The sequence below is a fragment of the Streptomyces globosus genome, assembly GCF_003325375.1.
GTDB lineage: Bacteria > Actinomycetota > Actinomycetes > Streptomycetales > Streptomycetaceae > Streptomyces > Streptomyces globosus_A.
In genome coordinates this window covers 3,670,360-3,685,702 of record NZ_CP030862.1, presented here as the reverse complement: position 1 = coordinate 3,685,702, position 15,343 = coordinate 3,670,360, and the positions used below count along the sequence as shown (strand labels likewise).

General features: G+C 73.9%; 11 protein-coding genes. 10 read left to right on the top strand and 1 reads right to left on the bottom strand.

What is annotated here, in order from left to right; translation table 11 throughout:
* Nucleotides 1-12: 12 nt before the first annotated feature.
* The 9 genes from C0216_RS16045 (at nt 13) to C0216_RS16005 (ending at nt 13,282) form a co-directional block, all read left to right on the top strand.
* The gene (locus tag C0216_RS16045) at nt 13-600 is read left to right on the top strand and encodes a cysteine hydrolase family protein (RefSeq protein ID WP_114055945.1); all 588 of its coding nucleotides are present in this window, start codon (nt 13-15) and stop codon (nt 598-600) included.
* A 215-nt stretch (nt 601-815) separates the two neighbouring features.
* Complete coding sequence (locus C0216_RS16040; RefSeq protein WP_246042569.1) at nt 816-2,234, top strand: cytochrome P450; 1,419 nt, start codon at nt 816-818, stop codon at nt 2,232-2,234.
* 268 nt (nt 2,235-2,502) lie between these two features.
* Entirely contained in the window at nt 2,503-3,621 is a 1,119-nt protein-coding gene (locus tag C0216_RS16035; RefSeq protein WP_114055944.1) for a selina-4(15),7(11)-diene synthase, read from the top strand.
* Nucleotides 3,622-3,635: 14 nt separating this feature from the next.
* Entirely contained in the window at nt 3,636-4,991 is a 1,356-nt protein-coding gene (locus C0216_RS16030; RefSeq protein ID WP_246042568.1) for a cytochrome P450, read from the top strand.
* An 83-nt stretch (nt 4,992-5,074) separates the two neighbouring features.
* Nucleotides 5,075-6,625, top strand: a complete 1,551-nt coding sequence (locus C0216_RS16025; RefSeq protein ID WP_342777109.1) for a DUF4246 domain-containing protein — start codon at nt 5,075-5,077, stop codon at nt 6,623-6,625.
* A 156-nt stretch (nt 6,626-6,781) separates the two neighbouring features.
* Complete coding sequence (locus tag C0216_RS35020; protein ID WP_162793230.1) at nt 6,782-7,321, top strand: EF-hand domain-containing protein; 540 nt, start codon at nt 6,782-6,784, stop codon at nt 7,319-7,321.
* Between the two features lie 201 nt (nt 7,322-7,522).
* Nucleotides 7,523-9,121 (top strand): NAD(P)/FAD-dependent oxidoreductase, encoded by a 1,599-nt coding sequence (locus C0216_RS16015; protein WP_114055940.1) that lies wholly within the window; start codon nt 7,523-7,525, stop codon nt 9,119-9,121.
* Nucleotides 9,122-9,312: 191 nt separating this feature from the next.
* Entirely contained in the window at nt 9,313-12,522 is a 3,210-nt protein-coding gene (locus C0216_RS16010; protein ID WP_114058701.1) for an ATP-binding protein, read from the top strand.
* 226 nt (nt 12,523-12,748) lie between these two features.
* Nucleotides 12,749-13,282, top strand: a complete 534-nt coding sequence (locus C0216_RS16005; protein ID WP_114055939.1) for a hypothetical protein — start codon at nt 12,749-12,751, stop codon at nt 13,280-13,282.
* Nucleotides 13,283-13,474: 192 nt separating this feature from the next.
* Here the strand turns inward: C0216_RS16005 and C0216_RS15995 are convergent, their stop codons facing one another.
* A complete protein-coding gene (locus tag C0216_RS15995; RefSeq protein WP_114055938.1) occupies nt 13,475-14,302 on the bottom strand; it encodes a MerR family transcriptional regulator in 828 nt (275 codons plus the stop codon).
* Nucleotides 14,303-14,558: 256 nt separating this feature from the next.
* On the opposite strand from C0216_RS15995, the gene C0216_RS15990 reads away from it, so the two are divergent.
* Nucleotides 14,559-15,326: an NPP1 family protein gene (locus C0216_RS15990; RefSeq protein ID WP_114055937.1), complete on the top strand. Its 768-nt coding sequence runs from the start codon at nt 14,559-14,561 to the stop codon at nt 15,324-15,326.
* Nucleotides 15,327-15,343: the final 17 nt, after the last annotated feature.

The window sequence follows — 15,343 nt, the reverse complement described above, 5'->3', positions numbered from 1 at the left end:
CAGGATGGCGGCATGGAGATCACAGAGAACACCGCGCTGGTCGTCGTGGACGTCCAGAAGGGCTTCGACGACGCGGCCTACTGGGGCCCCCGCAACAACCCTGCGGCCGACGGCAACATCGCCTCCCTGATCACGGCCTGGAAGGACACGGGCCGGCCCGTCGTCTTCGTCCGGCACGACTCGGTCAGCCCCGGCTCGCCCTTGCGGGCCGGGTCCGCGGGGAACGCCTTCAAGGACTACGTGGAGGCCCGGCGCGGCAGCGGCGCCGGCCTCGAACTGCTCGTCACGAAGTCGGTGAACTCGGCGTTCTACGGCACCCCCGACCTCGACGCATGGCTGCGGGAGGCCGGCATCACCCGGATCGTGCTGGCCGGCATCCAGACCAACATGTGCGTGGAGACCACCGCCCGCATGGCCGGCAACCTCGGCTACGACGTCCTGTTCGCCCTCGACGCCACCCACACCTTCGACCTGACCGGCCCGGACGGACGGCCCGTGACGGCCGACGACCTGGCCCGCGCGACGGCCGCCTCCCTCCACGGCGGCGGCTTCGCCCGGGTGGTCGACACGGCGGCCCTGACGGCCGCAGCCCGTACCTGATCAGGCGGGGCGCGGAGCACACGGCCCCCTGGGAGCGTCTGGCGGGATCCTGCGCGATGGCTGGCCGGAATTCGCCGCCGTTATGCTGCGAGGTGCTTGGATCTTGTACAACTGCCGTGGTGCGGTTGTCGGACCGGTGCCGGTGACACGAGAACGCGCGGCGGTTCCGCGCAGCGCGTGTCCTCATCCCATTCAGCCGCGGCTACGGAGGCCCTGTGAGTACCTTGCGTCCAGAACACCCGGGACACGGCCATGGCGCGGTGCCGCCGCCGGGCTGCCCTGCGCACGTTCAGGGCGGCTCCGGGATAGCCCGGCTGTACGGCCCCGAGGCGCTGGCGGACCCGTCCGCCTTCTACGAGGCCCTGCGCGCCCGGCACGGCGCCGTCGCGCCCGTACTCCTGCACGGCGACCTCCCGGCCTGGCTGGTGCTGGGGCATCGCGAGAACCTCGAAGTGATGCGCAAGCCGACCCTGTTCTCCCGCGACTCGCGCCGCTGGACCGCCTTCCAGGAGGGCAGGGTCTCACCCGACTCGCCCCTGGGGCCGACGGTCGGCTGGCAGCCCATCTGCGTGTTCGCGGACGGCGCGGAGCACGAGCGGCTGCGCGGCGCCGTCACCGACAGCCTGGCCCAGGTCGACCGGCGCGGAATCCGCCGGTACGTCGTACGGCACACCAAGCAGCTGGTGGACGCGTTCGCCCTGTCAGGCCAGGCCGACCTGGTCGCGCAGTACGCGGAGAAGCTGCCGATGCTCGTCATGTGCCAGCTCCTGGGCATGCCCGACCGGTACGGGCCCCATCTGGTGAGCGCCTGCCTGGACCTGATGAAGGGCAGTCAGACCGCGCTCGCGAGCAACGACTTCCTGGTCGACACCCTCCGCGAACTCGTGCAGCAGAAGAAGGGCGCACCCGGCCGCGACTTCGCCAGCTGGCTGATCGGCCACGCCTCCAACCTCACCGACGACGAGGTCCTGGAGCACCTGCGGCTCGTCCTCGTCGCGGCCAACGAGACCACGGTCAACCTGATCGCGAACACCCTCCGCATGGTGCTGACGGACCCGCGGTTCCGGGCCAGCCTCGCGGGCGGCCACATGACCCTCCCGGACGCCCTGGAGCAGGTCCTCTGGGACGCGCCGCCCCTGTCGGTCGTCCCCGGACGCTGGGCGACGGGCGACACCGTCCTCGGAGACCAGCCGATCCGGCAGGGAGACATGCTGCTCCTCGGGCTGGCGGCCGGCAACGTCGACCCGGACATCCGCTCCGACCTGTCCCTCCCCGTGCACGGGAACCGGTCCCATCTGGCGTTCAGCAGCGGCCCGCACGAGTGCCCCGGCCGGGACATCGGCAGGGCCATCGCGGAGGCCGGCATCGACACGCTCCTCTCGGAGCTGCCCGGCCTGGAACTCCGCGCCGCGGCCGACGAGCTCAGCCTGACCACGTCCTGGGTGTCCACACGCGTCAACTCGCTGCCGGTGCGGTTCCCGCCCCGCCGCGTCACCCCGGCCCCCACGGCGCAGCCGGACGCCGCGGCGCACCCGCCGGTTTCGGCCTTCACCGCCGGCGCGCGGCAGCACGGGCAGCACCACACCGCGACGGCCCGCCGGCCCTGGTGGAAGTCCCTGCTGAAACTGCGCTGATTCCTGCCGCAGTTGCCCGGCACGGGCTCCCGGCGCCGCCCCGGAGGCAGGAGCCGGTGTGGTGCCGCTCGCCCCATGCCTGGTGGTTTGGCCGCCCCACCTGCACGTGCCATGTGCGGGCACTATTGGACGCGCCAGTTCCGATGGGTACGATGCGCCGGGATGATGATCACTCGTGCATGGCGCCAGGCTTAGCTGGGAGCCTCACCGACGCCAGCTGCGCGCAGGCCGGTAGTTGCGTCGCACGACGGCTGAAAGGCGATTACGAGTGAAGAATGAGCCGGGACTCATAGTCCCGCCCATCTACACGCCCATCCCGCCGGCCATCCACCCGCGGTACCAGGCTGTCGAAGCGCACACCGCGGCGTGGGCGGAGGCCTTCCAGGTGGGGTCCGACGAGCTGCGCACGCGCCTCCTGCGCCACAGCATCGGCACGTTCGCCGCCCGCATCCTGCCCGCAGGGCAGGAGCCGGTGGTGGCCCTCCTCTCCGACTTCGTCCTGTGGCTCTTCGCCGTCGACGACGGCTTCTGCGAGGAGGGCGCGCTCGGGCGAAGACCGGGAGACCTGGCGGGTGTGCTGCACCGCCTGCTGCGCGTGGCGCAGAACCCGGAAGCGCCCATGCTCCTCGACGACTCCCTCGCCGACGGGCTGCGCGACCTGACACGCCGGGTCTCCCGCCACGGCACGGCCGGCCAGGCCGCGGCCTGGTGCAACGCCCTGCGCGAGTACTTCTTCTCCGTGGTGTGGGAGGCATCCCACCGCCGCGAGGGGACGGTGCCGTCCCTGGCCGACTACACGCTGATGCGCCTCTACGACGGCGCGACGACCGTGGTGTACCCGCTCCTGGAGATGGGGCACGGGTACGAGCTGCCGATGCACGAGCGCGACCAGCCGTACGTCCGGGCGGCCACCGAAATGGCCTCCTTCGTCATCACCTGGGACAACGACCTCTTCTCCCACCACAAGGAGAGCCGGGGCGACGGCTACTACCTCAACGCCATCCGAGTGCTCCAGGAGGAACGCGGCCTGACGCCCGATCAGGCGCTGGCCACGGCCATCGAGCAGCGCGACCGCGTGATGTGCCTCTTCATGCGCCTGCAGGAGAGCCTCGCCGACCAGGCGAGCCCGCAGCTGCGCACGTATTTCCAGGGGCTCGGCAGCTTCATCCGGGGTTCGCAGGACTGGGGCGTGTCGTCGCACCGCTACACCACCCCCGAAGACCCGGCCAGCCTCCCCACCAGCTTCCGCCAGACACCCGTCGTCGACGACGGCGAGCCGTTGGAGATCCCCGCCGTCTCCTGGTGGTGGAACCTCCTCCCGGATCCGCAGCGGCGCGTGCCGAGCGCCCGGATGCCGATGCCCGCCCTGCTCGCGCCCACCCCCTGATGAAAGGATTCACCGTGCCCCAAGGGCTGGAATCGATCCCGCCCGCGCCCGGGCGGGTGCCCCTGCTCGGCCACGCCCTGAAGCTGGGACGCGACCCCCTCGCGTTCCTGCGGTCGCTCCGGGACGTCGGCGACCTGGTCCGCGTGGACCTGGGCAGCATGCCCATGTACGTCGTCACCAGCGCGGCCCTCGTCCGCGACGTCACCGTCGGCCAGGCGCGGGCCTTCGAGAAGGGCCGCCTGTACGACCGCGTGCGCCCGCTGGTCGGCAACGGCCTGGCCACGGCGGGAGGCGACGTCCACCGCCGGCACCGCAGGCTCATCCAACCGATGTTCCACCAGACGTGCATCGCCGGCTACGCCGAGACGATGAGCAGCCGGGCCCGCGCCCTCGCCGACTCCTGGACGCCCGGGCAGACGATCGCGGTCGAACAGGTCATGGGCGAGCTGGCCGTGGAGATCCTGGCCGCGACGATGTTCTCCACGGACATCGGGCGGCCCGCGGTCGAGGCGGTGCGCCGGGACCTGCCCGTGATCCTGAAGAACATGCTGCTCCGGGCGGCCTCGCCCAAGGCGCTCGACCACCTCCCGATCCCGCCGAACCGCGCCTTCGACGCCGCGGCCCGCAGCATGCGCCAGGTGATCGACGACGTGATCGCCGGCACCCGCCGGTCGGGCGAGGGGCACCAGGGCGGAGGCGACCTGCTGTCGGTCCTGCTCGACGCGCGGGACGCCGACACGGGGGAGGCGCTCACCGACGAGGAGGTCCGCGACGAGCTCGTCACGATCCTCTTCGCGGGCACCGAGACCACGGCCTCCACCCTGTCCTGGGCGTTCCACGAGATCGCCCGCCACCCGGAGGTCGAGAAGCAGCTCGTGGCGGAGGTCGACGAGGTCCTGGAAGGCCGTCCGGCGACGATCGCGGACGTGCCCCGGCTGGTCGGGATCCGGCGTGTGCTGGACGAGGTGATCCGCCTCCACGGCGTGACGCTGCTCATGCGCCGCACCACCGAGGAGGTGGAACTGGGCGGGTTCCGCCTCCCCGCGGGCACGGAGGTCGCCTTCAGCCTCTACGCCCTGCACCGCGACCCGGCACTGTACGCGGACCCGGACCGCTTCGACCCGGACCGGTGGCTGCCCGAGCGCCGGGGGGACATACCCCGCGAGGCGTTCGTGCCGTTCGGGTCGGGCAACCGCCGTTGCATCGGCGACGCGTTCGCCTGGACGGAGGCGACGATCGTCCTGGCGACGGTCCTGTCCCGGTGGCAGCTCCGCCCGTGCCCCGGGCACAGCCCGCGGGAAGCGGCGTCCGCGATGGCCCACCCGGATCACGTGCCGATGGAAGTCCACCCCCGGGGCACCGCCCGCTGACACCCGGGTCCGTACGCCGGCTCCGCACACGGGCAAGTCGCGGAGCCGGCGGGCGCGCGGGCGGGGTGTCGGTCGGCTCGGCTATGGTGCCCGTCGTCGCACATCCGTCCGAAAGGCCGAGGCAATTGACCGGCAAGTCTGCTTTCCCCCTGCCCTTTGAGTCCGTGCGCTCCGCACTGTTCGCGACCCCCCGCACCCTGCGGGAGGTTGAGATGATGCAGTGCAGCGCCCATATCCGGGCCAAGCAGGGGTGGTTCGACAAGAAGGACGACCCGGAGGTCGTCGCCCGGTGGACGCGGGAAGCCGTCGCCCAGGGACTCACCGAGGCGCAGGTGGCGTACGTCCTCGCCGAACTCGCGCACTACGCCCGGCTTCGGGACGCCGGCACCGGCATCGAGGTGTCCGCCGTCGACGGGGTGTGGCAGTCCGACACCCTGGTCGACGACGGGCTCCGCTCCCGGCTGCGCGAGGCGGTGCGGGTGCTGGAGGAGGTCCCCGAGGAGCAGAAGGACTGGCATCCCGGATCCGGCGGCCAGGTGCTCGACCTGGTGCACCCCTCCCTGTTCTGCCTGGTGCGGGAGGTCAGCGGCGGGCCCGAGCGGGCCTGGCGGAACCCGACGGCCTCCTACTCGAAGCACGAGTTCTCCGAGAAGTTCCAGTGGCTGCCGAGCGACGTCGACGTCAGCGACGACGGCCAGGTCGTGTTCCGCTCGTACGTCAACAACGTGCACCCCGAGGAGCACCGGGAACTCGCCGCCGTCCTGCCCGACCTGTTCGCCCGTATGCTCCCGCTGCTGGAGAACGTCCTCACCGATCTGCGGCACCCGCGGCCCCTGCGGATCGAGGCGGACCCCTACGACTGGTACGACTCGGAACCGGAACGCCCGGACAGGGCTGCGTTCGACGACGACCAGGCCTACCAGGCGGCACTCCACGCGTGGGGGAAGGCCCAGGACGACTGGTGGCAGAACCGCAGGCCGGTCGTCCCGGACGCCCCGGAGTTCACCCCGCCCGAGCTGCCCGGCGCCTCCTCCCGGGTCGACCTGCGCGGCCGCCGGCTCCAGGTCATCGTCAAGCTCGCCACGGTCCACCTCACCCCGGAGCAGCCCGAGTACCCGGGCGGCTCCTGGCACGTCGAGGGGATGCTGAACGAGCGGATCGTCTCGACCGGCATCTACTACTGGGACAGCGAGAACATCACCGAAAGCCGCCTGGGCTTCCGCGCGGCACTCGACGACCCGTACTACGAGCAGAACGACGGCAACGGGGTGCGCGAGGTCTACGGCCTGGAGGACGAGGACGCGCTGAACCAGGTGCTGGGATCGGTGCCGACCCCGGCGGGCCGCTGCCTGGCGTTCCCGAACGTCCTGCAGCACCGCGTCGACGCGTTCCGGCTCGCGGACCCCGCCCGCCCCGGGCACCGCAAGATCCTTGCGTTCTTCCTCGTCGACCCGTCGGAGACGATCGTCTCGACCTCCGACGTGCCCCCGCAGCAGCCGTGGGCCGGCACCGCGACCATGACGCTGGAGCAGGCGAAGCAGTACCGCGAGGAACTCATGCAGGAACGCAAGTTCTTCGTCGCCGAGCACAACGAGCAGGTCTACGAACGGGAATTCTCCCTCTGCGAGCACTGACGGCCCGAGCGCGTGCCCGTCGCGGACGTACGGGTTTGAACGGGAGAACGTCGCCCGTACGGGTGTGCTGCGCTCCAAACGGGTGATCACGGTCATGGCTTCCCCCTTCACCGGACTAGATTCGGCGGACCGAACCGAGTGAAGGGGATGCCTGCTGTGAGCGTGCTGGACATGAAGCTCGACCGGTCCTTCGACGTCTTCGACGCGGACCGCGACGGACGGCTCCGCAAGTCGGACGTGACCGGCCTCTCGGACAAGCTCGCCGAGTCGCTCGGCGTCGCCCCCGACGCCGTCGCCGGACTCCGCGGCTCGCTGGAGGACCTCTGGGACGCCGTCTTCCAGAAGATGGACCGCGACGGCGACGGCGGCGTCGACCGCCTGGAGTTCCGGGCGGCGTTCCGGGCGCGCATCGTCACCGACCAGAACCGGATCTGGGACCGCATCAGGAGCATGAGCAACGCCTGGACCGAGCTCGGCGACCGCGACGGCGACGGCATGCTCAGCCGCGAGGAGTACACCGACCTCCTCCACGGCATGTTCCGCCTGCCCCGCGAGACCTTCGAGGAGGCGTTCAACGGGCTCGACTCCGACGGCGACGGCCAGTTGAGCCGTGACGAGATCAGCCGCGCGATGAAGGAGTACTACACCAGCGAGGACCACACCGCCCGCGGCAACCACTTCTTCGGCCGCCTCTGATCCCGACCGGTCCAGCGATCCCGACCGGTCCAGCGCGGGGCGGGGCGTGGCGGGGGCGAAGGCCCGACGTCCCGACGGCCCCGCACCCGCCCCGCCCCGCCGCGCTCCGGCCGGACCGAGGCCGCTTCGTATCGCCCGCCCGCTCGTTGACCCCCAGCGGAAGCCGATCATCCCACCCCGCTCCCCTTGGAGGATCCCTTGATGGCCGATGCCGCACTGCCGGTGATTGTCCTCTCCGACCCCGACCCGCTCCGCCGCCACGACACGGCCGAGCTGGTGCAGAGCTGGTACCGGACCTCCTTCCGGGTGCTCCAGGTCGGCGGGCCGGCAGAGGTGGTCCGGGCGCTGGACTCGCTGGCGGACCGCCGGGTACCCGTCGCGGCCGTCCTCGCCGACGAGGCCCCGGCCCCCGGTGACGCCCGGCATCCCGGAGTCCGCTGGCTGCCGCTGGCCCGCCACCGCGACGCCGCCCCCGCCGCCGCGGACATCACCCCGGCCCCCGGGAGCCGCACCGAGGACCTGCGCGGCGCGCTCGACGACTCCCTGTGCACCTGGAACGCCGACGCCCGCGGCGAACTGCCCACCGCCGAGGTGCGCGGAAGCCGCTTCTCGCCCGCCGCCTACGCGGTGCGCGACTTCCTCGGCCGCAGCGGCGTCATCTTCCGCTGGCTGCCCGAGCAGGAGGCGCGGGACGCGCCGGTGACCGTCCGCCTCGGCGACGGCACCGAGATGGCGGACCCGTCGATCAGCGAACTCGCCGAACGGCTCGGCCTGATCCGCCCCGCCGGGCAGGACCACTACGACGTCGCCGTGATCGGCGGCGGTCCCGGAGGCCTGTCCGCGGCGGTGTACGCGGCCGCCGAGGGCATGAGCGTCGTCGTCATCGAGGACGACGCGCCCGGCGGGCAGGCGGGGACGACCTCGCGGATCGAGAACTACCTCGGCTTCCCGACCGGCCTCACCGGCGGCGACCTCGCCCAGCGCGCCCTGCAGCAGGCCCGCCGCGCCCGCGTCGAATGGCAGCCCACGCGCGTCGCCAGCCGGGTCTCGCCCGCGGAGGACGGCCGCCACCGGATCGACTTCGTCAAGGCGGGCACCGACGAGACTGCCTCCGTGACCGCCGCCGCGGTGGTCGTCGCCACCGGCGTGGACTGGAACCGCCTGACGGCCCCCGGCGTCGACCGCCTGCTCAACTCCGGCGTCTACTACGGCTCGTGCCTCTCCGACGCGCCCTCGGCCGCCGGCGAGGACGTCTACATGGTCGGCGCCGGCAACTCCGCCGGCCAGGCCGCCCTCTACTTCGCCCGCTACGCCCGCACCGTCACCCTCCTCGTACGGGGCACCGACCTCGGCGCCTCCATGTCCGACTACCTGGTCCGGCGCATCGGGCGCACCCCCGGCCTGCGCGTCCTCCTCGGCACCGAGGTCGCGGAATGCCTCGGCGAGACCACCCTCACCGGCCTCCGCCTGCGCGAGCGCGACGGCAGGGAGCAGACCGTCACCGCACACTGCCTGTACGTCCTGATCGGCGGCCACCCCTCGACCGACTGGCTCGGCGGGGCGCTCGCCCTCGACGACCGCGGCTACGTCCTCACCGGAAGCGGAGCGGCCGGCGGGGACGCGCTGCCGATGGAGACCAGCGTCCCCGGCGTGTTCGCCGTCGGCGACGTGCGCGCCGGATCGGTCAAGCGGGTCGGCGCCGCCGTGGGGGAGGGCGCCGCGGTCGCCCAGTGCCTGGTCGAGTACCGGCGCCGCCACCCCACCCTCTTCCCGGACGCCCGCGCCGTCTGCGGCTTCTGACGGGGACTCGGGCCGGCGCCCCCGGTGTCGCGACCCGCCGCTGCCGGACCCGCCGGCGTACGCCCGTGCGCGGCACGGCGCCGGACTCCGCGGGCCTGGCCGACACCCCGTGCACGGCCCGATGGCGGGGGGCCGCGCACCCGGGCCGGGGCGCCGCGGCGGCCCGCCGGGGGTCCGGCACAATGGGCCCGGTGCGTTACCTCATCCTCGGCGTCACCGAAGCGCGCAGCGCGGCCGGCTCCCCCCTTCCGATAGGCGGGGCGCGCCTGCGCGCGCTCCTGGCCGCCCTCGCCCTGCGCGCCGGCGGCCCGGCCGCCGCCTCCGTCACCGACCTCGTCGACGACGTCTGGGGCGACCGGCCTCCCCGGGACGCCCCGGCCGCCCTCCAGGCGCTCGTCGCCCGCCTGCGCCGGGCGCTCGGCGGACGGGACACCGTCCTCGCCGACCCTGCCGGCGGCTACCGCCTCGCCGTCGCCGACCGCGACGACGTCGACCTGCACCGCTTCACCCGCCTCGCCCGCGAAGGCCGCGCCCGGCTGACCGCGGCCCCCGCCGATCCCGCCGGCGCCGCCGCCCGCCTGCGCTCCGCCCTCGACCTGTGGCGCGGCCCGGCCCTCGCCGACCTCCCCGAACCCGCCCGCAGCCGGCACGCCGCCCCCCTCGAAGCACGGCGCACCACCGCCCTGCGCGACCGCATCGAGGCCGACCTGCGCTCCGGCGCCGCGGACCCGGCGGGGCTGTCGGCCCAGATCGAGGCGCTGATCCGGGAGAACCCGTACGACGAGACGCTGCGCGCCCAGCAGCTGCGGGCCCTGCGGGCGGCCGGCCGGCCCGCCGAGGCCCTCGCCGCGTACGAGCGCACCCGCCGCACCCTCGCAGACGCCCTCGGCGCCGACCCGGGCCCCGAACTCGTCGCCCTGCACGCCGAACTGCTGAACCCCGCCGCCGCGCCCGCGGGCGAGCGCCCCGGGCCCGCGGGCGGCAACCTGCGGCCGCGCCTGAACTCCTTCGTCGGACGCGAACAGGAACTGGCCGCCCTCCGGGACGACCTCGCCGGCCTGCGCCTCGTCACCCTCACGGGGCCGGGCGGCTCCGGCAAGACCCGGCTCGCCGAGGAAGGCGCCGCCGCCCACCCGGACCCGGTGTGGCTGGTCGAACTCGCCCGCCTCGACCAGCCCGGCGCCGTTCCCGGCGCCGTCCTCAGCGCCCTCGGCCTGCGCGAGGACACCCTCGTGGCCCGCGAGGCACCCGCGGCCGACCCCGCCGCGCGGCTCGTCGAACTGTGCGCCGACCGCCGCCTGCTGATCATCCTCGACAACTGCGAGCACGTCGTCGGCGCCGCCGCCGAACTTGCCGAACTCCTCCTCACCCACTGCCCCGGCGTCCGGATCCTCGCGACGAGCCGCGAACCCCTCGGCGTGCCCGGCGAGACACTCCGCCCCGTCGGGCCGCTCCCGCCGGGGCCCGCGCACCGCCTCTTCGCCGACCGCGCCGCCGCGGCCCTGCCCGGCTTCACCCCGGACGACGACCCTGATGCCGTCGCCGAGACGTGCACCCGCCTCGACGGCCTTCCGCTGGCCATCGAACTGGCCGCCGCCCGGCTGAGGCTGCTCACCCCGCGCCAGATCGCCGACCGCCTCGACGACCGCTTCCGGCTCCTGACCGGCGGAGCCCGTACGGTCCTGCCGCGCCAGCAGACCCTGCGCGCCGTCGTCGACTGGTCGTGGGACCTCCTCGACGAGGCGGAGCGGACCGTCCTGCGCAGGCTCTCCGTCTTCGCCGGCGGCTGCGACCTGGCGGCTGCCGAGGCCGTCTGCGGTGAAGGCAGCGGCCCGGACACCGCCGGCCTCCTCGGCTCGCTCGTCGACAAGTCCCTCGTCGTGGCCACCCCCGACCCCGACAGCCGCGGCATGCGCTACCGGATGCTGGAGACGATCCACGAGTACGCCGCCGAACGCGCCGCCGCGGACGACGCCGACCGCCTCGCGGCCGCCGACCGGCACGCCGCGTACTTCCTGGCCCTCGCCGAGGAGGCCGAGCCGCTGCTGCGCGGCTCCGCCCAGCTGCCGTGGATCCGGCGCGTCGAGACCGAGCTGGACAACCTCCGGGCGGCCCTGCGGCACACCACCGGGGCCGGATCGGCCGAAGCCGGGGAGCGTTTCGCCGTCGCACTCGGCTGGTTCTGGTGGCTGCGCAACTACCGCGCCGAGGGCGCCGACTGGGTGGGCCGCATCCTGCGGAACCGGTCCGCCGAGCCGCCCGAGGGCACCCCCGCCTACTGGCGCCTGATGCGCGTCCGCATGCTCGACGTCTTCCTGCGCGCCCAGGGCGAGACGCCCGAGGAGTTCCGCACCCCCGCCAACGCCGCGCTCGCCGAGCGCATGCGGAAGGTGTTCGCGAGGCCCGGGCCCGAGACGGCCCGCTTCCCCGGGATGCTCTGGCCCATGACCCTCCTCCTCGCCGGAGACGTCCTCGACGTCCGCGGAGCCCTCGACACGGCGGTCGAGAACTGCCGCCGCCACGGCGGGGCCTGGGAGCTGGGCGTCACCCTCCTGCTGCGCACCCACCTCGCCCTCGACGTCACCGGCGGCCTGCCCGCCGTCGACGCCGACCTCGCCGAACTCCACGACCTCGCCGAACGGGTGGGCGACCGGTGGACCCGCGCCCAGGTGGCGGCCGCCGCCGGCGAGGCGGCGCTCTCCCGGGGCCGGTACGGTGCGGCGCGCGGCGAGTTCGACGAATGCCTGCGCCTCGCCCGCGAGGTGGGGGCCCACACGGAGACGCCGTTCATCACGGCCCGCATCGCCGAAGCCGCACTCTGCGCAGGGGATTTCGCCGGCGCGGAGCGGCTCCTGGCCGAGTCGGCCCGCGAGGTCGACCGGTACGGCGGCGTGTACGACGTCCGCGCCTACGCCGGACTGCTGTCGAGCCTCGTCGCCCTCATCCGCGGAGACCTCGCGGCGGCCCGAGCCGTGCACGGGCGGGCCCGCGCGGATGCCGCCCGGTTTGCGGCTCCTGCCCAGCTCATCGCCGGCCTCGACAACATCGACGCCGTGCTGCGGGGGCGTGAAGCCGGCCCGGAGGCGGGCCTCGCCGCCATCGGGCCGGCGCTGGCCGGCGCCGTCGCCGCGCACTGCGCGGAGCGCGTCCTGGCCTCGCTCGCCGACACCGCGGCAGCGCTGCTGTCGCGGGCGGGACGCACCGGGGAGGCCGTGCGGGTCCTCGGCGCGGCCACGGCGTGGCGCGCGGGGCACCCGCGCTCCGTGCTGGAGCAGGCCGCCGTCGCGGCGATCCCGGACGAGGCCCGCGCCCTGCTCGGCCCGGACCGCTACGGGAAGGAGGCGGCGGAGGGCGCCGCGCTCACCCCGGCCGAGGTCGCGGCCCTGCTCACCACCGGCTGAGCCGGCCGCGCCCGCCCCTGCCCCGGTCTCGGCCCCGCCCCCGCCCCCGCCCCCGAAGCATCAGGCCGTGCCGTCCTCGCTGCGGGGTCAGATCGCCAGGGCGGCCAGGACCGCCGCCCACACAGCGAGCGGGGCGGCGGGCCGGCAGTACGTCAGCCCGCAGCTCCGCCCAGGGCGCCCCCTTCTCCGGCCGGCACTGTCGGACCCCGCTGTTACGGTCGCCCACATGGCCAACCGCTCATACCTCTACGCCGCCGACACCCTGCCCACCGAGCAGGAGAACGCCCAGGCGATCCGCTGCGTCTCGCAACACAACTGGTCGATTCCGCTCGCCCACCAGCTCCTGGTCGGGCGCGGGACGGCCATCGTCCCGTCCATGATCTGGAACCCCCGCATAGGCATCGCGGCGGACTACGCCGGTGGCGCCGCCCTGCTCGGCGACCTCCTGCGCGCGGTCGGCCGCGGCCTGGAGGACGACGCCGGCTTCGCCCGGTGCGTCGAGCAGACCACGGCCCACCTGGAGAAGCAGCGGGCGCGGTATTTCGTCCTGGAGACCGGCGAGATGGTCTCCCTCACGGACGACGACCCCGAGGCGGGAGTCCGACGCCTTGTCGCCGACGACATCCCCGCCGCCGTGGCCCGGGCGGAGGAGGCGATCGCCGGCCGCGACGACGCATGGCTGGCCTCGATCCGCACGGACTGGGAGGAGCACTTCGACTCCTTCTACAGCGACGTCCTCTACTTCTCCTTCCCCGGCTGACCACCCGGTCCACCGGCCGTCCGGTGCCACGGCGGCCGGGCCGCGGTCGCGCAGGCAGGCCAGGTGGTCCGGCAGTCGGGTACGGGGGACGCCGATCGCCTCAGGGCGAGGTCCGCCGGGTGGGCGGGCGCAGCCCGCAGGGCGGGCAGGAAGCGGCAGCGGACCGGGTCGGCGCCGCGGGCCGGCGGCCGCTCACTCCGCGAGGGGAAGGGCGATGTCGCAGGCGGGATCGGCCGCGCCGATCGCCGCCCAGTCCGCGAAGTAGACCTCACGAGGCGAGCCCGCCGGGGCCCGGCCGCGGGCGGCCGCCCACGCGTACACCGCGTCGTACGCGGACAGGATCTGCGGGTAGGCCGTCTGCGCCTTCGTGATGCGCGTGTACGCCTCCACCCGCGCCGGCTCGATCCGGTGGGCCGCGGGCAGCCCGCCCTCACGGGCCGGATCCACGGGCACGCACAGCTCCACCGGGCCGTCGCCGTCCTCGTTCACCTCCCCGTGGTAGACGACGAACGGGGGGCCGAAGACGCCTCCGTGCGCCTCGGCCACCGGGGCCAGCCGGCCCAGGGCCGCCGGAATCCAGCGGGGGAGCTCCTCCGGTGTGATGTGCCGCTGTTCGACGAGCACCAGCTGCTGCGCCACCTCGCGCGTCCCGATCTCGTACATGTCGTCCGTCATCCCTTCGTCTCCGAGCAGGTGGATACGGAGGTGTGCGGCCAGCTCCCGCTGGGCCGCGACGCGGCGCTCGACCTCGTCCCAGTACGCGGCCACCAGCCGGGCGGCCTCCGCCGGCGCGGCCGCCAGAACGGCGGCGACCTGCGCCAGCGGCATGTCCAGCCCGCGCAGCCGCACGATCAGCCGGGCGTCGCCCAGCCGGCTCTCCCGGTAGTACCGGTAGCCGGTGACCGGATCGACGTGGTCCGGCGGCAGCAGACCCTGGCGGCCGTACAGCCGCAGGGCCTTCTGCGACAGACGGGCCCGGCGGGCGAACACTCCGATCCCGAGCAGTGCGTCTTCCTCCATGCCGGCAACGCTCCCGTCTTCCCCAGGGGCAAGGTCAACCCGCCCCTGCCGGCCCGCCTCATCCGCCTGCCGGTGCACTCTCCGCATCAGCGTACGAAGCTCCCAACTCGCTCTGCATTCCCGGTATTTGTTGCGCACGGCCCTTGCCCTGCCGATCCCGTTCGCCAATGATGCTCCGGGCGTGTTCCGCCGGGGCGGTGACCGGCGCCCTGCATTTGCCACGCCACCACCCCCCCCATAGGCCGGGAGGCCCGCCGTGCGCGCGAACCGTCACCTCCGCAGAACAGCCGTCACCCTGGGCGCCGCCCTCGCCCTGGTCATCGGCGTGCCACAGACCGCGTTCGCCGCGCCCCCGCCGGCGCTCCCCGCCAACGCCGAGCCGATGGAGCTGGCCTTCCAGCCCGCCTTCGACTACGACACCGACGGCTGCTACCCGACCCCCGCCATAGGGTCGAACGGCGTCCTCAACAGCGGCCTCAAGCCCACCGGAGCCCTCGACGGCAACTGCCGGGACGCCACCGACCTCGACAACACCAACAGCTACTCCCGAGCCACCTGCAACAACGGATGGTGCGCCGTGGTCTACGCGCTCTACTTCGAGAAGGACCAGGCCATACCCGGCATCAGCCTCGGCGGCCACCGCCACGACTGGGAACACGTCGTGGTGTGGATCCGGGACAACGAGGCCCAGTACGTCGCCACGTCCGCCCACGGCGACTTCGTGATCCACTCCCGCGACCGGATCCGCTGGGACGGCAGCCACCCCAAGGTCGTGTACCACAAGGACGGCTGGGGCACCCACTGCTTCCGGGCCGCCAACACCAACGACGAACCGCCGGAGAACCACAAGCGGACCTGGCAGTTCCCCGCGCTCGTCGGCTGGTCCGGCTACCCGGCTGCCCTGCGTGACAAGCTCAGCCAGGCCGACTTCGGCAGCGCGCACTTCGGCCTGAAGGACGGCTCCTTCCAGTCGCACCTGGCCGAGGCGAAGCCCGCAGGCATCCCCTTCGACCCCTACGTCTAGCCGCTCGCCGCGCCCGC

Excerpts from the sequence above, each read along its gene's own strand:
- C0216_RS16025 (WP_342777109.1), top strand. The coding sequence starts at position 5,075 with ATGGTGCCCGTCGTCGCACATCCGTCCGAAAGGCCGAGGCAATTGACC.
- C0216_RS16045 (WP_114055945.1), top strand. The coding sequence starts at position 13 with ATGGAGATCACAGAGAACACCGCGCTGGTCGTCGTGGACGTCCAGAAG.
- C0216_RS15995 (WP_114055938.1), bottom strand. The coding sequence starts at position 14,302 with ATGGAGGAAGACGCACTGCTCGGGATCGGAGTGTTCGCCCGCCGGGCC.
- C0216_RS16005 (WP_114055939.1), top strand. The coding sequence starts at position 12,749 with ATGGCCAACCGCTCATACCTCTACGCCGCCGACACCCTGCCCACCGAG.
- C0216_RS16015 (WP_114055940.1), top strand. The coding sequence starts at position 7,523 with ATGGCCGATGCCGCACTGCCGGTGATTGTCCTCTCCGACCCCGACCCG.